This window comes from Pseudomonas sp. S1_G07, assembly GCF_054668565.1.
On sequence record NZ_CP162778.1, the window covers coordinates 2,292,241 to 2,311,022 of the forward strand.

At 58.9% G+C, this 18,782-nt stretch carries 17 protein-coding genes; 6 read left to right on the forward strand and 11 right to left on the reverse strand.

Features of this window, described 5'->3' with window-relative positions:
• Window positions 1-79: 79 nt before the first annotated feature.
• From AB4O05_RS10395 to AB4O05_RS10415, 5 genes are all read right to left on the reverse strand, one after another.
• Window positions 80-1,006: a glutamate/aspartate ABC transporter substrate-binding protein gene (locus tag AB4O05_RS10395; protein WP_460131207.1), complete on the reverse strand. Its 927-nt coding sequence runs from the start codon at window positions 1,004-1,006 to the stop codon at window positions 80-82.
• A 315-nt stretch (window positions 1,007-1,321) separates the two neighbouring features.
• Window positions 1,322-2,860 carry a glycerol-3-phosphate dehydrogenase gene (gene glpD / locus AB4O05_RS10400; protein ID WP_460131205.1) on the reverse strand — a complete coding sequence of 513 codons (1,539 nt, stop codon included), beginning with the start codon at window positions 2,858-2,860 and terminating at the stop codon, window positions 1,322-1,324.
• A 285-nt stretch (window positions 2,861-3,145) separates the two neighbouring features.
• Window positions 3,146-3,901, reverse strand: a complete 756-nt coding sequence (locus tag AB4O05_RS10405) for a DeoR/GlpR family transcriptional regulator (protein ID WP_034102402.1) — start codon at window positions 3,899-3,901, stop codon at window positions 3,146-3,148.
• A 95-nt stretch (window positions 3,902-3,996) separates the two neighbouring features.
• On the reverse strand, window positions 3,997-5,502 hold the full coding sequence (gene glpK / locus AB4O05_RS10410) for a glycerol kinase GlpK (RefSeq protein ID WP_460131203.1): 1,506 nt from the start codon (window positions 5,500-5,502) through the stop codon (window positions 3,997-3,999).
• Window positions 5,503-5,579: 77 nt separating this feature from the next.
• Entirely contained in the window at window positions 5,580-6,434 is an 855-nt protein-coding gene (locus AB4O05_RS10415; protein ID WP_460131202.1) for an MIP/aquaporin family protein, read from the reverse strand.
• A 327-nt stretch (window positions 6,435-6,761) separates the two neighbouring features.
• On the opposite strand from AB4O05_RS10415, the gene ybaK reads away from it, so the two are divergent.
• Window positions 6,762-7,232: a Cys-tRNA(Pro) deacylase gene (ybaK, locus tag AB4O05_RS10420; protein WP_460131201.1), complete on the forward strand. Its 471-nt coding sequence runs from the start codon at window positions 6,762-6,764 to the stop codon at window positions 7,230-7,232.
• A gap of 25 nt (window positions 7,233-7,257) precedes the next feature.
• On the opposite strand, the gene AB4O05_RS10425 is transcribed toward ybaK, so the two are convergent.
• Together AB4O05_RS10425 and argF are read right to left on the reverse strand one after the other, a co-directional pair.
• On the reverse strand, window positions 7,258-8,376 hold the full coding sequence (locus AB4O05_RS10425; protein ID WP_460131200.1) for an ABC transporter ATP-binding protein: 1,119 nt from the start codon (window positions 8,374-8,376) through the stop codon (window positions 7,258-7,260).
• Window positions 8,373-9,293 (reverse strand): ornithine carbamoyltransferase, encoded by a 921-nt coding sequence (argF, locus tag AB4O05_RS10430; protein ID WP_460131199.1) that lies wholly within the window; start codon window positions 9,291-9,293, stop codon window positions 8,373-8,375. Before argF ends, AB4O05_RS10425 begins: the two co-directional genes overlap by 4 nt.
• 433 nt (window positions 9,294-9,726) lie before the next feature.
• On the opposite strand from argF, the gene AB4O05_RS10435 reads away from it, so the two are divergent.
• Together AB4O05_RS10435 and grxD are read left to right on the forward strand one after the other, a co-directional pair.
• The gene (locus AB4O05_RS10435) at window positions 9,727-11,835 is read left to right on the forward strand and encodes a molybdopterin oxidoreductase family protein (protein WP_460131197.1); all 2,109 of its coding nucleotides are present in this window, start codon (window positions 9,727-9,729) and stop codon (window positions 11,833-11,835) included.
• An 86-nt stretch (window positions 11,836-11,921) separates the two neighbouring features.
• Window positions 11,922-12,260, forward strand: coding sequence for a Grx4 family monothiol glutaredoxin (grxD, locus tag AB4O05_RS10440; protein WP_460131195.1), 339 nt, complete (start codon window positions 11,922-11,924; stop codon window positions 12,258-12,260).
• Window positions 12,261-12,327: 67 nt separating this feature from the next.
• Here the strand turns inward: grxD and bfr are convergent, their stop codons facing one another.
• Together bfr and AB4O05_RS10450 are read right to left on the reverse strand one after the other, a co-directional pair.
• Window positions 12,328-12,798: a bacterioferritin gene (bfr, locus tag AB4O05_RS10445; protein ID WP_460131194.1), complete on the reverse strand. Its 471-nt coding sequence runs from the start codon at window positions 12,796-12,798 to the stop codon at window positions 12,328-12,330.
• A gap of 200 nt (window positions 12,799-12,998) precedes the next feature.
• Entirely contained in the window at window positions 12,999-13,217 is a 219-nt protein-coding gene (locus AB4O05_RS10450; protein WP_460131193.1) for a bacterioferritin-associated ferredoxin, read from the reverse strand.
• A gap of 244 nt (window positions 13,218-13,461) precedes the next feature.
• Here AB4O05_RS10450 and AB4O05_RS10455 point away from each other — a divergent pair, with 244 nt between their 5' ends.
• A complete protein-coding gene (locus tag AB4O05_RS10455; protein ID WP_460131192.1) occupies window positions 13,462-14,064 on the forward strand; it encodes a peroxiredoxin C in 603 nt (200 codons plus the stop codon).
• A gap of 65 nt (window positions 14,065-14,129) precedes the next feature.
• Here AB4O05_RS10455 and rnt read toward each other — a convergent pair whose 3' ends face one another.
• A complete protein-coding gene (rnt, locus tag AB4O05_RS10460) occupies window positions 14,130-14,801 on the reverse strand; it encodes a ribonuclease T (RefSeq protein WP_017137041.1) in 672 nt (223 codons plus the stop codon).
• Window positions 14,798-15,844: a dihydroorotase gene (gene pyrC, locus AB4O05_RS10465; RefSeq protein ID WP_460131191.1), complete on the reverse strand. Its 1,047-nt coding sequence runs from the start codon at window positions 15,842-15,844 to the stop codon at window positions 14,798-14,800. Before pyrC ends, rnt begins: the two co-directional genes overlap by 4 nt.
• 156 nt (window positions 15,845-16,000) lie before the next feature.
• On the opposite strand from pyrC, the gene AB4O05_RS10470 reads away from it, so the two are divergent.
• Window positions 16,001-16,909, forward strand: a complete 909-nt coding sequence (locus AB4O05_RS10470) for a flagellar protein MotY (RefSeq protein WP_460131189.1) — start codon at window positions 16,001-16,003, stop codon at window positions 16,907-16,909.
• 129 nt (window positions 16,910-17,038) lie between these two features.
• Window positions 17,039-18,256: an argininosuccinate synthase gene (locus AB4O05_RS10475; RefSeq protein WP_460131188.1), complete on the forward strand. Its 1,218-nt coding sequence runs from the start codon at window positions 17,039-17,041 to the stop codon at window positions 18,254-18,256.
• Window positions 18,257-18,782 lie beyond the last annotated feature (526 nt).

Consider the following 18,782-nt stretch of genomic DNA (forward strand, 5'->3'; position numbering starts at 1 on the left):
TGTTCCAAAGTACAGCCAGCAGGTAGTAACAGACGCCTGAGGGAGGGACGCTCCCTCAGGAGATAAGGTTAGTCAGGAATCAGATTTTTACGTCAGGCGCTGGTTTATCGCTTGGATTGGCGATCAGCTCCTTGACCTTGTCGCTCATCGGGAAGTTGAGGTTCAGGCCTTTGGGTGGGATCGGGCTTTCGAACCACTTGCTGTAGATCTTGTTGATTGCGCCCGATTTGTACAGGCCGACGATGGCGTCATCCACGGCTTTTTTGAAGGCCGGGTCGCCTTTGCGAACCATGCACGCGTAGGCTTCAAAGGACTGCGGAGTACCGGTGATCACCCAGTCATCCGGCTTCTTGGCCTTGGCTTCTTCGCCGGCCAGCAGGGCGTCGTCCATCATGAAGGCAACGGCGCGACCGCTTTCGAGCATGTTGAAGGATTCGCCGTGGTCCTTGGCGGAGATGATGTTCATGCCCATCTGCTTGTCGGCGTTCATCGCCTTGATGATGCGCTCTGAGGTGGTGCCGGCGGTGGTTACGACGTTTTTGCCTTTCAGGTCAGCAAAATCGGTGTAGGACGGCATGCCTTTGTCGGTTTTCTTGACCAGCAGACGGGTGCCGATTTCGAAGATGTTGACGGTGAAGTCGACCTGCTGGGCGCGTTCGGCGTTGTTGGTGGTGGAGCCGCACTCAAGGTCCGCGGTGCCGTTCTGGATCAACGGGATACGGGTTTGCGAGGTCACCAGGTTGTACTTGACCTTCAGGTCGGGCTTGTTCAGGTCTTTTTTCAGGGCTTCAACGACGGCCAGCTGAATATCGTGGGAATAGCCCACGGGTTTGCCCGAACCGTCCGCGATATAGGAAAACGGAATGGAGCTGTCACGGTGCGCGAGAGTGATGGTGCCGGAGTCGTTGATTTTCTTCAGTGTGCCGGTGAGTTCGGCGGCAAACACTGGAGTGCTGATCAGAGCGGCAGCGATAGCTGCGCCCAAGATAGGGGGAACGATGCGCATCAATACTTCCTCGACATTTGTTTTTTTTATGAAGCCGGCTGAACGGCTCTCTTCGTACAGCGAATGTCCGCGACGGCTCCTGAAGCGTCCCAGACGATCGTTAAGAAGTGTAGAGCATGACTCGTGCCAGGCTGGAAATAAAAGGTTAACTATATGATTTTTATCAATATTAAGTTTGTGTGACGGCAGATGTTCAAACATTTGGTCCGGTAAACCGAATAGCCTTAGCTGTCATGTTCGGAAAACCGAATGGGAGGCCGGATATAAAAAAGCCCCTGGACCTTACGGTGCAGGGGCTTTTGTAAGCCTGGCCTGTCAGGCCGCTTGGGTCTTGCTACGGTTTTGTTCAATCGTGCACAGGTAACGCTGCAGGTTGCCCTGTTCTTCCGGGGTGGTGGACAGGCCAAGTTTGGTCCGGCGCCACAGTACATCCTGGGGCTGGGTAGCCCACTCTTCGGTGCACAGGTAGTCGACTTCGCGGGTGTACAGGCCGCCACCCAGGTGATCACCCAGGTCGGCGAGCGACTGCGCGCCTTCCAGCAGGCGCCAGGTGCGGTTGCCGTAGGTGGTGGACCAGCGGCGCGCGATGTCTTCGGGGACCCAGTCAAACTTGGCGCGAACCGCTTCGGCCAGGGCTTGCGGCGTGGTCATGTCTTCACCGCCTGGCAGGCTGGCGGTGGCGGTCCAACTCGGGCGCATCCCTGGGAAATACGGCGCCAGTTGCGCCATCGCCGACTCGGCGAGCTTGCGATAGGTGGTCAGCTTGCCGCCGAACACAGACAGGATCGGCGCTTCGCCGGTGCCACCGGACAGCGACAGCGTGTAGTCGCGGGTAATGGCCGACGGGTTGTCCGACTCGTCGTTGCACAGCGGGCGTACGCCGGAGTAGGTGTGGACGATGTCGGCGCGGCTCAGTTGCTTCTTGAAGTGGGCATTGACCACGTTGAGCATGTAGTCGGTTTCACCTTCGGTGATCGCCACTTTCGCCGGGTCGCCAGTGTATTCGCGGTCGGTGGTGCCGATGATGGTCAGGTGGTCCAGATAGGGAATGGTGAAGACGATGCGCTGGTCTTCGTTCTGCAGGATGTGTGCGTGTGCGCCTTCGTACAGTTTCGGCACGATCAGGTGGCTGCCCTGGATCAGGCGGATGCCGTAGGGCGAATCCAGCTTCAGATCGTCCTTGATGAACTTGGCAACCCACGGGCCGGCGGCGTTCACCAGTGCGCGGGCACGGATCGAGAAGAGGCTGCCGTCGGCGCGTTCCATGTTCATTTCCCACAGGCCCTTGCTGCGGTGAGCACTGACGCAACGGGTCTGGGTGTGGATATGTGCGCCTTTTTCACGGGCGGCCATGGCATTGAGCACCACCAGGCGAGCGTCATCGACCCAGCAGTCGGAGTATTCGAAGCCTTTGGTGATTTCGCTTTTGAGCGGGCTGTCGGCGCCGAACTTCAGGCTTTTGGAGCCGGCGAGCGTTTCGCGCTTGCCCAAGTGGTCATACAGGAACAGGCCGGCGCGAATCATCCACGCCGGACGCAGGTGCGGACGGTGCGGCAGCACGAAACGCATCTGCTTGACGATGTGCGGGGCCTTGGCCAGCAACACTTCGCGTTCGGCCAGGGCTTCGCGCACCAGGCGGAACTCGTAATGTTCCAAATAGCGCAGGCCACCATGGATCAGTTTGCTGCTGGCGGAGGAGGTGTGGCTGGCCAGGTCGTCCTTTTCGCAAAGGAATACCGACAAACCGCGCCCGGCTGCGTCTGCTGCGATGCCGACGCCATTGATCCCGCCGCCGATCACGGCAACGTCATAGACTTCGGCAAGCGGTGGAGCAGGCAAGGTAGAAGGGTTCATCGGCTGGCCTCGCGATCTTATCGTCTTTGAATTCGAACATTAATGTTCATTTGCGAAAATGGTAGCTGATAAACGCGGGCACAGCCAGCCAACTTCGATTGAAAAAACTCATCGAAGGGCGGGAAAAGGAAAATTTGTGAACATGAGCCCAGGGAAGGCTTTAAAGATGGGATGTTAGATAGGTCGCCTTCGCGAGCAAGCCCGCTCCCACATTTGACCGAGTTCTAACTGAGAATGCGGGCGAATCTGGGAGCGGGCTTGCTCGCGAAGGCGGCGGTGCGGGCACTACACAACCTCTAGACGAACCTTGTGCTGGTTCAACAACTGCACCAGCGCCGGTACCGGCTGTTGATCAGTCACCAAGCAGTCCACCAGGCTGATCGGCCCCAGGCGAATCATGGCGTTGCGCCCGAATTTGCTGGAGTCGGCCGCCAGGATCACTTGGCGCGCGTTGGCGATGATCGCCTGGGACACGCGCACTTCCTGGTAATCGAAGTCGAGCAGGCTGCCGTCTTCGTCGATGCCGCTGATGCCCACCAATGCGAAGTCCACCTTGAACTGGTTGATGAAGTCGACGCTGGCCTGGCCCACCACACCGCCGTCACGCCGCACGTTGCCGCCGGTGAGCAGCACGTCGAAGTCGTCCTTGGCGCTGAGCATGGTGGCGACGTTGAGGTTGTTGGTGATGATTTTCAGGTGGTTGTGATTAAGCAGCGCACGCGCGATGGATTCGGTGGTGGTGCCGATATTGATGAACAGCGAGGCGTGATCGGGGATCTGCGCGGCAATGGCTTCGCCGATGCGCTGTTTCTCGTCGCGCATCTGGTCGGCACGCATGGCGTACGCGGTGTTTTCGACGCTGGAGTCATAGGCCGCGCCGCCGTGGTAGCGGCGCAGCAGATTGGCGTCCGCCAACTGGTTGATATCGCGGCGGATGGTTTGCGGGGTGACAACGAATAGCTGCGCCATCTCCTCGATACTGACGTAGCCGCGTTCGCGGACCAGTTCGAGGATGTGTTGCTGGCGGGGAGGCAGATTCATGGGGCGTCCTTTGGGCTGCCATACAAAAGTGGCCCATGATGACGCAGGAATCGCCTCCCTGCCAGTTACAACCCTAAGCGGGTCCGGCGCTTGGCTTATTCAGCGCCTTCGTGGGGTTCCCAATCCCGTGTGCGGCTCACTGCTTTTTGCCAGCCGGCGTAGAGTTTTTCTTTTGCCTTCTCTTCCAGCTGCGGTTCGAATTCGCGCTCGATCACCGCCTTGCCGCGCAACTCGTCCAGGCTACCCCAGAAGCCACAGGCCAGGCCTGCCAGATAGGCAGCGCCGAGTGCCGTGGTCTCACGCATTTGCGGGCGCTCGACCTGGGTGCCGAGGATGTCGGCCTGGAACTGCATCAGGAAGTTGTTGGCCACCGCACCGCCGTCCACGCGCAGCGCCTTGAGGCGTTCGCCGGAATCCTGCTGCATGGCGTCGAGTACATCGCGGGTCTGGTAGGCAATCGACTCCAGGGCGGCACGAATAATGTGATCCACACGTACGCCACGAGTCAGGCCGAACAGCGCGCCACGGGCGTAGGGGTCCCAGTACGGCGCGCCCAGGCCGGTGAAGGCGGGGACCAGGTACACGCCATTGCTGTCCTTGACCTTGCTGGCGAAGTACTCGGTGTCGTGGGCGTCGTTGATGATTTTCAACTCGTCACGCAACCATTGCACGGTGGAGCCGCCGTTGAACACCGCGCCTTCCAGGGCATAGGCCACTTCGCCACGTGGGCCGCAGGCAATGGTGGTGAGCATGCCGTGCTTGGATTTCACCGCCTTGTCGCCGGTATTCATCAGCAGGAAGCAGCCGGTGCCATAGGTGTTCTTGGCCTGGCCGGCTTCTACGCACATCTGGCCGAACAGTGCCGCTTGCTGGTCACCGGCAATACCGCCGATGGCGATGCCGCTCTTGGTGCGGCCGTAGATTTCCGAGGAGGACTTCACCTCCGGCAGCATTTCCTGCGGAATATCCAGGATCTCCAGCATCTTCGCATCCCATTCCAGGGTGTGGATGTTGAAGAGCATGGTGCGCGAGGCGTTGGTGTAGTCGGTGACGTGGGTCTTGCCGCCGGTAAATTTCCAGATCAGCCAGCTGTCCACGGTGCCGAACAGCAGTTCGCCGTTGCGTGCGCGCTCGCGGCTGCCTTCGACGTTGTCGAGGATCCACTTGAGTTTGGTGCCGGAAAAGTACGGGTCGGTGACCAGGCCGGTGGTGTCGCTGATGTACTGTTCGTGGCCGTCGCGTTTGAGCTGCTGGCAGATCTCGGTGCTGCGGCGGCACTGCCAGACGATGGCGTTGTAGATCGGGCGGCCGGTCACCTTGTCCCACACCACGGTGGTTTCACGCTGGTTGGTGATACCGATGGCGGCGACCTGGTCATGGTGCAGGCCGGCCTGGGCCAGGGCTTCGACCATCACCGCGCTCTGGGTGGCGAAGATTTCCATCGGGTCATGCTCGACCCAGCCCGCCTGCGGGTAATGCTGGGCGAATTCACGCTGGGCGGTGCACACCACGTTGGCGTCACGATCGAAGATGATCGCCCGGGAACTGGTGGTGCCTTGGTCGAGAGCAATGATGTAGTTCTTATTCTGAAGGTCGGTCATGTCGATTGCCTTGCACGAAAATAAGGAAGTCAGAAATCAGCCTGGGCCAAAAGGGCAGCAGGACCAGGCTGGCGCTATCAGGAAATACGGGTGTTGCCGTTGACAGCCGTGTCAGGTGTTTCAGCTATAGCAGGCGCGGCGCTGGGCAGATGACGGGCAATCAGCCCGCGATAGGCCGCGGCACCGAGGCAGGCTCCGACAATCGGCGCGAAAATCGGTACCAGGAAGTAAGGAATATCGCGGCCGCCAGTAAAGGCTATTTCACCCCAGCCGGCGAAAAAGGTCATCAGCTTAGGCCCGAAATCCCGTGCCGGGTTCATCGCAAAACCGGTCAACGGGCCCATGGCGCTGCCGATTACCGCGATCAGCAAACCAATCAGCAGCGGCGCCAACGGCCCGCGTGGCAGGCCATTGTTGTCGTCGGTAAGGGCCATGATCACGCCCATCAGGATGGCGGTGATGACCATTTCTACCAGGAAGGCCTGGGCGGTGCTCAACAGCGCATGGGGGTAAGTGGAGAACACCGACGCCAATTCCAGGCTGGCTTGGGTGCCGCGCACCATATGGTGGGTTTGTTCGTAATCGAAAAACAGGTTGCTGTAGAGGGTGTACACCAGTGCGGCCGAGCAGAAGGCGCCGGCAATCTGAGCAAGGATGTAGAAAGGCAGTTTGCGCTTGTCGAAGTCGGCGAACAGACACAGCGCAATGCTGACGGCCGGGTTGAGGTGGGCTCCGGAAATACCGGCGCTCAGGTAGATCGCCATACTCACGCCGACGCCCCAGATGATGCTTATTTCCCATAATCCAAAACTGGCACCCGCGACCTTGAGCGCAGCGACACACCCGGTACCGAAGAAGATCAGAAGCGCAGTCCCCAGGAACTCGGCCATGCATTGGCTCGAAAGTGAAGGCTGTTGAAGAGCAGTTGTCATGGAAAACCTCGATTGTTGTTCTTGTCTGGCGCAAGGCCTCAACCGGCGGTTGCGCGATTTTCACCGTGACGAGGATCCCCATCCAAGGCACGGCTTACTGCTCGAATGCCGCAGGTGTATTTCTACGGTATTCGGAAACGAAAAAATATAGACAAGAATGACGGCTGTCAAAGGTCGAAAATGAACTGTTGGTCACTTTCGAACTATTGGTTTGATGAATGATCGCGTTTCGCATGAACAGGCATAGTTGGATAAAGCGCCGCACTAGAGCGTTTTGCGCGGGCTTGGCCTAGAATTGGCCATCTGTTTGCCACGTCTGGAGCCTTCATGACCCCCGCATTGGATCTGTTGAAAAAAGTTCGCGCCGAACATCGCATCCACAGTTATGAACACGATCCCAAGGCCGCCTCGTATGGGCTGGAGGCCGCGGAAAAATTGGGCCTCGACCCGGCGCAGGTATTCAAGACCTTGCTGGCCAGCAGCGAGAAGGGCGAATTATTGGTCGCCGTGGTGCCGGTCGTCGGAAGTCTGGATTTGAAAGCGTTGGCCCACGCGGCTGGCGTTAAAAAAGTCGAAATGGCCGACCCTGCCGCCGCGCAGCGCTCTACCGGTTACCTGCTGGGGGGCATCAGCCCGTTGGGACAAAAGAAGCGTTTGCGCACCTTTATCGATGTCACGGCGCAGCCGTTCGCGACGATTTTTGTCAGTGCGGGGAGAAGGGGATTGGAAGTTGAATTGCCAGCGGCCGTACTGGCTGAACATACCCAGGCCACATTCGCACCGATTGGCCGGGCCTGACAGTCATTCTTGAAGGCTTTGGAGGTCAACTGTGGGAGCGGGCAACGCTATGACGTCTTACGCCTGATTCAGTGGCAGGAATCTGCGCCGCGATGCTGCCTGACGCCTGGAACAGCACCAGGTGTTCAGCGGCGACACGAATGCCTACCTCGGCGCCCACCTGATGATCGGCATGGCTGGGAAAAATCGACTCCAGTTGCGCACCGGTCGGCAGTTGCAGGCGGTACAAGGTCGACGCGCCGAGAAAGGTCTTGCCGACGATCCGTGCTTTCAAGAGGCTGTCGGGGGCGTAAACGATGTCGTCCGGGCGCAGCAGCACATCCACCGCGGCACCGGTCGGCCAGGTGTAGGCACGGTTGCCGCGCAGGTCACCCAATTCGGTGCTGACCGATTCCGGCGAGCTCAACTGGCCACGAATGAAGTAGCCCTGGCCGATAAAGCTGGCGACGTAAGGCGTCTGCGGTTCGTGATAAAGATTGTAGGGCGTGTCCCACTGTTCAAGCCGGCCCTCCTTGAAAACACCTACCTGATCGCTGACGGCGAATGCTTCTTCCTGATCGTGAGTGACCAGGATCGCACTGGTGCCGCGCGCCTTGAGAATGTCGCGCACCTCGTGGCTGAGCTTGCGCCGCAATTCACCGTCGAGGTTGGAGAAGGGTTCGTCCAGCAGCAGCAGTTGCGGTTCTGGCGCCAGGGCACGGGCAAGGGCGACACGTTGTTGCTGGCCGCCCGAGAGTTCATGGGGGAAGCGCTTGCCCAGGCTCTTGAGGTTGACCAGCTCCAGCAACTCGGCGACCACGCGGTCTTTTTGCGGGTGCTTGCGAATGCCGAAAGCAATGTTGTCGGCCACGCTGAGGTGAGGAAACAGTGCGTAGTCCTGGAACACCATGCCGATGCGACGTTTCTCCGGAGCCAGGGTAAAGCCAGCACTGGAGATCACTTCGCCCGCCAGGCTGATTTCGCCATCGTGCACCGGTTCAAAACCGGCAATGGCGCGCAGGGTTGTGGTCTTGCCGCACCCCGAGGAGCCCAGCAGGCAACCGATGTCGCCTGCATTGAGGTGCAGGTTGAGGTTCTGCACCACGCGCTGGTCTTGATAGCCGCATGCCAGATTGCGCAGGTTCAGCAGGAGTGGGTGACTCATGCGTGGTGGTACGCGGGCTCAACCAGGAATTCGAGCAGGGCCTTTTGCGCATGCAGGCGGTTTTCGGCCTGATCCCAGGCGACCGCGCGCGGGTCGTCGAGCAGGTCGAGGCTGATTTCTTCGCCACGGTGGGCGGGCAGGCAGTGCATGAACAACACATCGGGCGCGGCGAGGTCGAGCATGGCGCGGGTCACCTGGAACGGTGCGAACAGGGCCAGGCGCTTGGCGGTTTCGTCTTCCTGGCCCATGGAGGTCCAGACGTCGGTGCTGACCAGGTGCGCGCCCACTACGGCATCGTTGGGGTCGCGCAGCAGTTGCACGCGGCCATCGGCCTTGGCCAGGAACTCGGCGTTGGGCTCGTAGCCTTCCGGGCAGGCAATGCGCAGATGGAAGTCGAACTGGATCGCCGCTTCTATATAACTGTTGCACATGTTATTGCCATCGCCGATCCAGGCCACGGTCTTGCCCTGGATCGAACCGCGATGTTCGAGGAAGGTTTGCATGTCGGCCAGCAACTGGCAGGGATGCAGGTCGTCGGACAGGCCGTTGATTACGGGAACGCGCGAGTTGGCGGCAAACTCGGTCAGGGTGCTGTGGGCGAAGGTGCGGATCATCACTGCATCAAGCATGCGCGACATGACGATGGCGCAATCGCTGATCGGTTCTCCACGGCCCAGTTGAGTGTCTCGCGTGGACAGGAAGATGGCCTGGCCGCCCAGCTGGATCATGCCGGCTTCGAAGGACAGGCGGGTGCGGGTGGACGACTTCTCGAAAATCATCCCGAGCACGCGGTTTTTCAAAGGCTCGAACAGTACGCCGCGGTTACGCAGGTCTTTAAGCTCAATGCCTCGACGGATCACGCTGACCAGCTCTTGGGGCGTGCAATCCATCAGGGAGAGAAAGTGCCTTGCGCTCATCATTAACTACCTTTTTGCAACAGACCGCAGATACTCAAAGCCTTGTTTATTGTGACAACGGGCGAGACCTGCGGCGAAAGCCGCACGGGGCGACGAAATAGGGGAAGGCGCGATCTTATAATTAAATGTCGCGTCTTACCAATAGGGCTACGGTTTTCAAGGGTGTTCAAGAAGGGCGCGAGAGCGCTTTTGAAGACGATTTCCACACAGCAGCAGGTCATTTGTACACTGGCGTCGCAACCTTTTGCAATGCGCGGAGGCGGGCTTGGGCCAGGCTGCGTCGGTTTCAGGGGCTGCTTTGAGGGTTCTGTAACATCTGCTCATGTTTAGTTATGGCCTGGCCTGATGCCAGTCGATTCATATGGCGAACGATGCTGGTACGCATGCCGTTCGGGGCCCATAGTCGGGCCAAAGCCCTATAAAGAGACTGGCCATGACCAAGACTCTCCACCACCGTGCCTGCCATCTGTGCGAAGCCATTTGTGGCCTGACCCTGGAAACCACCCAAGCCGAAGACGGCAGCCTGGCGATCACCTCGATCAAGGGCGATCCTCAAGACAGTTTCAGTCGCGGCCACATCTGCCCCAAGGCCGTGGCGTTGCAGGATATCCAGAATGACCCGGACCGCCTGCGCCAGCCCATGCTGCGGGTGGGCAGCGAATGGCGGCCAATCGCCTGGGACGAGGCGTTTGCGTTGGTTGCCGAGCGGCTGGCGGGCATCCAGGCCCGGCACGGGCAGAATTCAGTGGCGGTGTACCAGGGCAACCCCAGCGTGCACAACTACGGGCTGATGACCCACAGTAACTACTTCCTCGGCCTGCTCAAGACGCGCAATCGGTTTTCCGCGACCTCGGTGGATCAGTTGCCCCATCACCTCACCAGTCACCTGATGTACGGCCATGGCCTGTTGCTGCCGATCCCGGATATCGATCACACCGACTTCATGCTGATTCTGGGCGGCAACCCGTTGGCGTCCAACGGCAGCATCATGACCGTGCCGGACGTGGAGAAACGCCTCAAGGCGATCCAGGCCCGGGGCGGTAAAGTGGTGGTGGTCGACCCTCGGCGCAGCGAGACAGCGGCGATTGCCGATCAGCATCTGTTCGTGCGTCCGGGCGGCGATGCGGCGTTGTTGTTCGGGCTGCTCAACACCCTGTTTGCCGAGAACCTGACCCGTGGCAGTCATTTGCCGGTGGAGGGGTTGGACGATGTACGCCGTGCGATCGCCGGATTTACCGCCGAAGCCATGAGCCGCCAGTGTGCGGTGCCGGCCGAGCAGATCCGCCAATTGGCGCGCGACTTTGCCGCAGCGGACAAGGCGGTGTGTTACGGGCGCATGGGGGTCTCGACCCAGGCGTTCGGTACGCTGTGCCATTGGTTGGTGCAATTGATCAACCTGGTTACCGGCAACCTGGATCGCGAGGGTGGCGCCTTGTGCACCACGCCGGCGGTGGACCTGGTGGCGTCGACCTCGGGTGGGCACTTCAACCGCTGGCAGAGTCGCGTGTCCGGGCGGCCGGAGTACGGTGGCGAGTTGCCGGTGTCGGCCCTGGCCGAAGAGATGCTCACCGAAGGCGAAGGGCAAATCCGCGCGTTGGTCACGGTCGCGGGCAATCCGGTGCTGTCGACACCCAACGGCCGCCAGTTGGAGCAGGCCTTGGACGGGTTGGAGTTCATGGTCAGCGTCGACCTCTATATCAACGAGACCACGCGCTATGCCGACCTGATTTTGCCGTCTACCTCGGCACTGGAAAACGATCACTACGACACCACCTTCAACTTGTTCGCGGTGCGCAATGTCACGCGCTTCAATCGCGCGATTCTGCCTAAGCCAGAAGGCGCCCTGCATGACTGGGAGATTTTTGTCGGCCTGGCCAAGGCGTTCGCGGCACAGACCGGTGTGATGCTCAAGCCCACCCTGGCGCCGGCGCAGATGATTGATTTCGGGCTGCGCGCCGGGGTGTACGGTGATGCATCCACTCACAAGCTGTCAGTGGCGATGCTGGCGGATCATCCCCATGGCCTGGACCTGGGGCCGCTCAAGGCCAACCTCGCCGCGCGTCTGAAAACGGCCGATGGCAAGGTGCAAGCCGCGCCGGCGGTGATTCTGGCTGACCTGGCACGCTTCACCGCGCAACCTGAGCCTGTGGCCCACGAACTGCTGCTGATCGGTCGTCGGCATGTACGCAGCAACAATTCCTGGATGCATAACTATCATCGATTGGTGAAGGGCAAGCCTCGGCATCAATTGCTGATGCACCCCGACGACCTGGCCAGCCGGAAATTGAGCGATGGGCAGCGGGTGCGTGTCAGCTCGCGCATCGGCATGATCGAGGTGGACGTGTCAGCCAGCCTGGACATGATGCCCGGCGTGGTCAGCCTGCCTCACGGTTGGGGCCATGCTCGACCGGGCGTGCACATGAGTATTGCCAGCGGGCAACCGGGGGCGAGCGCGAATGATTTGACCGACGAACGGCAGTTGGATGAGTTGTCGGGCAACGCCGCGTTGAATGGCGTGCCGGTACAGGTCGTGGCCGCGTAAGGCACCCGAGCACCGCGCTGGAATTTTGCGTTACAATGCGCCACCGTGCCGACCTGTGAGTCGCAAAGTTCCAGCCGAGGTGTTCCATGGATATCATCGAAACGATCAAAGAGCAGATTGCCAATAACACCATTCTGCTTTACATGAAGGGCGCCCCGAACGCTCCTCAGTGCGGTTTCTCCGCGAAGGCTTCCCAGGCCATCATGGCGTGTGGCGAGAAATTCGCTTACGTGGATATCCTGCAAAACCCTGAAATCCGTCGTGACCTGCCGACGTACGCGAACTGGCCGACTTTCCCGCAACTGTGGGTGGCTGGTGAGCTGGTTGGCGGTAGCGACATCATCACTGAAATGGCGGCTGATGGTTCGCTGCAAGCGCTGATCAAAGACGCAGCGGCAAAAGCGGCGGCCAAGACCGAAGCCTGATTCGCCTGCAATAAAAAGCCCCGCTTCTCGTGAGAGAGCGGGGCTTTTTTATACCTGCGCGATAGGGTTATTCACCCATCTGCGATTGCAGGTAGTTTTCCAGGGTGACCTTGTCGATCAGGCCCAGTTGGGTTTCCAGCCAGTCGATATGTTCTTCCTGGTCTTCCAGGATATCTTCCAGCAGTTCGCGGCTACCGTAGTCGCCGGTGGTTTCACAGTGCGCGATGGCAGCCTTGAGGTCGCTGTGGCTCTTACGTTCAAAACCCAGATCGCTGCTGATCATTTCCTGGGTGTGCTCGCCAATGTTCAGCTTGCCCAGGTCCTGTACGTTCGGCAGGCCTTCGAGGAACAGGATGCGCTTGATCAGCGCGTCGGCGTCCTTCATGGCCTTGATCGATTCTTTGTATTCACGCTTGCCGAGCTTTTCCAGGCCCCAATCGTCATACATGCGCGCATGCAGGAAGTACTGATTGATCGCGACCAGTTCATTGGCAAGGATTTTATTGAGTTGCTGGATGACTGAGATGTCGCCTTTCATGACTGGGGTCCTGCCCTGTAATAGCTGTGTATAAGGCGGAGTTTGAGCGGCGAAATTCCTTGTGTCAAACCTAAGTTATTGAATAATAAATGAAAATTAATCGGAATAAGAATGTTTGTGTTCCGCGTCTCGACGCTAACTAGTTGAATTAAAGGCATAAAAAACCGGACACTAAGTCCGGTTCCTTAAAACACACCTGATCAGGCGTGTGTAAATTCTGCTGAATAGGGGAGCGTGGCCTGGGCTGTCTGCAGCTGCGTCAGGGTTTCTCGTACCACTTGCTTGGCCAGACAAGCACATTTACCACACTGGCTGGCAACGCCGGTGGTTTCACGTACGTCCTTGTAGCTGCAGCAACCTTCGTAGATTGCTTCGCGGATTTGTCCGTCGGTGACGCCGGTACACAGGCACACATACATAAGGGAGAACCGTCGCGGGTTTAAGGCTTAAGTGCAATGGATCTTAATGTTAACAAGAATGATTGTCAAAGTTGAATCGTAGGGTATTCACCTGCATCGCCCTCACACTGACGGACGGTTTTTTCAGTGTATGATGGTCGGTCTTCACGAAGCGTGACTGCGTCACAGGCCTGTCGCTTAAACGCGGCAGACTCAAGGCCGGTCCTTTTACTTCAATCGTCACCCTTACATCAGGAGATACCCAATGAGCGTACTCGTCGGCAAACAAGCCCCGGATTTCGATGTACCCGCCGTGCTCGGCAATGGCGAAATCGTTGACAGCTTCAAGCTGTCTGAAGCCATCAAAGGCAAATACGGCCTGGTGTTCTTCTACCCGCTGGACTTCACCTTCGTCTGCCCTTCGGAGCTGATCGCTCTGGACCACCGCATGGACGATTTCAAAGCTCGTAACGTTGAGGTAGTCGCGGTTTCCATCGACTCCCATTTCACCCACAACGCGTGGCGCAACACGGCCATCAATGATGGTGGCATCGGTAAAGTCAAATACACCATGGCTGCCGATATGAAGCACGACATCGCCAAGGCCTACGACGTTGAGTCCGAAGGCGGCGTTGCCTTTCGTGGTGCATTCCTGATCGATGACAAGGGCGTTGTGCGCTCGCAGATCATCAACGACCTGCCACTGGGTCGTAACATGGAAGAGTTGATCCGCTTGGTTGACGCTCTGCAATTCCACGAAGAGCACGGCGAAGTCTGCCCGGCCAACTGGAAGAAAGGCGACAAGGGCATGAACGCTTCGCCAGAAGGCGTTGCGGCTTACCTGACCGAGAATGCTGGCAACCTGTAAGCCATCGTCGCGGTAAAAAAAAACCGGCCTGAAAAGGCCGGTTTTTTTATGCGCGGCGCTCAACTTCAGTCGTTGAAGTCTTCCCAGCCACCCATCTGTTTCCAGCGATTGACGATGCCGCAGAACAGCTCGGCGGTCTTCTCGGTGTCATAGCGGGCCGAGTGCGCCTCACGACCGTCGAAGTCGATACCGGCTGCCTGGCAGGCTTTGGCCAGCACGGTCTGACCGTAGGCCAGGCCGGCGAGGGTGGCGGTGTCGAAGCTGGAGAACGGGTGAAACGGGTTACGCTTCATGTCCAGGCGCGTCACCGCGGCATTCAGGAAGCCCAGGTCAAAGCTGCTGTTATGCCCGACCAGGATCGCGCGTTTACAGCCATTGGCCTTCAGTGCCTTGCGTACGCCACGGAAGATATCGGTCAGCGCGGCTTCTTCACTCACCGCCATGCGCAGCGGGTGATCGAGCTTGATCCCAGTGAACTCCAGGGCCGCCGCTTCGATATTCGCGCCTTCAAACGGCTCGACGCGGAAGAAGTGGGTGTGTTCCGGGAACACGAAACCCTGTTCGTCCATGCCGATGGTGGTGGCGGCGATTTCCAGCAGGGCGTCGGTGGCGCAATTGAAACCACCGGTTTCTACGTCGATGACTACCGGCAGATAGCCGCGAAATCGCTCGGCCATCGGATGGCGGGAACCGCCACCACTGTGCTCGTGTTCGTCGTCGTAATGGTCTTCACTCACTTGCTTTCCTCCAGCAGGCGCCAGCGCAGTGTTTCACCGGCGCGCAGCGGGATAACGGTCAGCTCGCCAAACGGCAGGCTGGCAGGGGCGGTCCAGTCTTCACGAACCAGGGTGATACGGTCGGTATTCGCCGGCAGGCCATAGAAACGTGGGCCGTTGAGGCTGGCGAAGCCTTCGAGCTTGTCCAGGGCGTTGCGTTGCTCGAACGCTTCGGCATACAGCTCGATGGCGGCATACGCGGTGTAGCAGCCGGCGCAGCCGCACGCGGCTTCCTTGGCGTGCCGGGCATGGGGCGCGGAGTCGGTGCCGAGGAAGAACTTCGGGTTACCGCTGGTCGCGGCATCCAGCAACGCCACTTGGTGAGTGTTGCGCTTGAGGATCGGCAGGCAATAGAAGTGCGGCCGAATCCCGCCCACCAACATGTGGTTGCGGTTGTACAGCAGGTGATGCGCGGTGATGGTCGCACCGACGTTGGCCGAGGCCTCGGTGACGAACTGCACGGCATCGGCCGTGGTGATGTGCTCGAACACCACCTTGAGGGTGGGGAACAGCTCGACCACGCGGCGCATGTGCTCGTCGATGAAGACCTTTTCGCGATCGAACACGTCGACATCGCCACGGGTGACTTCGCCGTGGATCAGTAGCGGCATGCCCACTTCGGCCATGGCTTCGATGGCCGGCAGGATCTTGTCGATACTGGTCACGCCGGAATCGGAGTTGGTGGTCGCGCCCGCCGGGTACAGCTTGGCGGCGTGCACGAAGCCGCTGGCCTTGGCTTCACGAATCTCTTCGGGCTGGGTGCGGTCGGTCAGGTAGAGCACCATCAACGGTTCGAAGCGGCTACCGGCCGGCCGTGCAGCGAGGATACGCTGGCGATAGGCGTCGGCTTCAGTGGCATTACGCACCGGTGGTACCAGGTTAGGCATGATGATGGCGCGGCCGAACGTACGCGCTACATCGGCCACGGTTTGGGGTAACGCGGCACCATCGCGAAGATGAATATGCCAGTCGTCGGGACGCAGCAGGGTCAGGCGGTCGGACATTGGGGATTCCAGGCGGGTCAATCTGGTGGGAATGCTACCGGAAAAGACTCTTGCAGGCACTCGCTATCAAGTTTTGCCGGATGCAACCGATAGCCCTGGGTATGCCTTAACGATGTATGACGCTTTAACGTGTTGTAGAAACCAGTGGAGCCTCCCGTGCGCCAGCATTATCTAGCCCTGCTCAGTGTGTTCGCCAGCCTGCCTGCGATGGCCCTCACGTTCCAGACACGTCTGGAGAACATTGAGTGGAAGGTGGAAGGCGACAAGTTCGAGTGTCGCCTGACCCAGCCGATCGCCGATTTCGGTTCGGGTGAGTTCGTTCGCCGTGCCGGCGAGCAAGCGACATTTCGTCTGAAAGCCTACAACGGCTCACTGGGCGGCGGATCGGCCACGTTGCTGGCCGCCGCTGCCCCCTGGCAGCCGGGCCGGGGTGATATCAACCTCGGTGCCGTGCGCGCCGGCAGTGGCGATGTGCTGTTCAACAGCTCCCAGGCCCAGGCCGGGCGTCTATTCAATGGCTTGCTCGAAGGGCGCTCTCCCACCGTACGGCACTATGGCCGTGAAGGCGGTTATTCGGAAATCCGCCTGCTGCCGGTGAAATTCAACAAGGCCTACAGTGACTATCAACTGTGCACGGCCAAGTTGCTGCCGATGAATTACGATCAGGTCAAGCAGACGGAAGTCGGCTTTCCTGGTGGTGGCATCGAGCTGGAGGCGGCGGCCAAGCAGAAGCTTTCAGTAATCCTTGAGTTCTTGAAGGCTGATCCTACCGTCAACCATATCGAGTTGAACGGCCATTCGGACAACAGCGGCAATCGCTTAAGTAATCGCGATGTTTCGCGCCGTCGTGCGTTGGCGGTGATGGAATACTTCAAGGCCAATGGTATTCCGGAGTCCCAGATTACCCTGCGCTTCCACGGTGAAAGCTACCCATTGGTCCCCAATACCAATGCCGCCAATCGTGCCCGCAACCGCCGCGTGAATATTCAGCTTGAGCGGGTGGCGACCCCCGAGAAGCCGGCGCCCCAGGCCACTGTGCGAAGTAATCCTGCGGCCACATCGTAAGGTGCGGCCCCAGGTCGCCCGCTCGACATAATCTGTCGCTTTATCTTCATTTGCTGTCGCGCCCCTGTAAATCCACGGTTTTGGTCGGTAGAATCGACGCCTTTCCGTACAACCCCGTGGAGTGATGGCATGGCCGACGTAAACAAGGTCGTTCTCGCGTATTCCGGCGGCCTGGACACTTCGGTGATCCTCAAGTGGCTGCAGGATACTTATAACTGTGAAGTGGTGACCTTCACCGCTGACCTGGGTCAGGGCGAAGAGGTCGAACCTGCACGTGCCAAGGCGCAAGCAATGGGCGTGAAAGAGATCTACATTGACGACCTGCGCGAAGAGTTCGTCCGCGATTTCGTTTTCCCGATGTTTCGCGCCAACACCGTCTACGAAGGCGAGTACCTGTTGGGTACCTCCATCGCACGTCCGCTGATCGCCAAGCGCCTGATCGAAATCGCCAACGAAACCGGCGCCGACGCCATTTCCCATGGCGCCACCGGTAAGGGTAACGACCAGGTGCGTTTCGAACTGGGTGCCTATGCGCTCAAGCCCGGTGTGAAAGTGATCGCCCCTTGGCGTGAATGGGACCTGCTGTCCCGTGAAAAACTGATGGATTACGCCGAGAAGCACGCGATCCCGATCGAGCGTCACGGCAAGAAGAAGTCCCCGTACTCGATGGACGCCAACCTGCTGCACATCTCCTACGAGGGCGGCGTGCTGGAAGACACCTGGACCGAGCACGAAGAAGACATGTGGAAATGGACCGTCTCCCCGGAGAACGCTCCAGACAAGCCGCAGTACCTGGAGTTGACCTACCGCAACGGCGACATCGTCGCGCTGGATGGCGTCGAAATGACCCCGGCCACCGTACTGGCGACCCTGAACCGTGTCGGTGGCGAACACGGTATCGGCCGACTCGACATCGTCGAGAACCGTTACGTGGGCATGAAGTCCCGTGGCTGCTACGAAACCCCGGGCGGCACCATCATGCTGCGCGCTCACCGCGCCATCGAGTCGATCACTCTGGACCGCGAAGTCGCTCACCTCAAGGATGAGTTGATGCCCAAGTACGCCAGCCTGATCTACACCGGCTACTGGTGGAGCCCTGAGCGTCTGATGTTGCAACAGATGATCGACGCCTCCCAGGCCCACGTGAATGGCGTTGTGCGGCTGAAACTGTACAAGGGCAATGTGATCGTCACCGGCCGCAAGTCCGATGACTCACTGTTCGATGCCAATATCGCCACCTTCGAAGAAGATGGCGGCGCCTACAACCAGGCGGACGCAGCGGGCTTTATCAAGTTGAATGCACTGCGCATGCGCATTGCCGCCAACAAAGGTCGCTCGTTGTTCTGAGTGTTCCGTCGGCGGTAAAGAATGGCCCCTTGTTAAAGGGGCCATTTTTTTTGCCTGAATGTTTTGAATGCACGAAGTGTTTTTATTCGCTTAATCGATATTTATCTTCATTGAGTCAGCAATTTTTTGTCGTTTCTTGTAGGTCGAAGCATTGGCTTCGTAGGGGGAAGATTCTTTTACATCTTCATGGGAACTAGTCTTACAGATAATTCACTCATGAAAGTACAGCGAAGGTGTAAGGCGCTGAAAGTTCTGTAGGAAATAAGGAAGTAAATAAATATGTTAAATGGAACTGAAACAAACGAGTTTTTTTCTGTTCGTCAGCGTCCGTGGTACCCCGGCAAGGGGCATTTCCTGAAAGTTGCGTGAGGTGCGTTTACCCAATGCCCAAAGGGTTTGGAGATTTCACCCAAAATATGTAAGCCCCCGGAAAGTTCTGAAAGGCAGCATAAAACTGGAAACATCCGGGTTGGCGTTTTTTTGTAGGGGAATTCCTTTATCGTCGTGGGTTGGGTCTCTGCTTGCT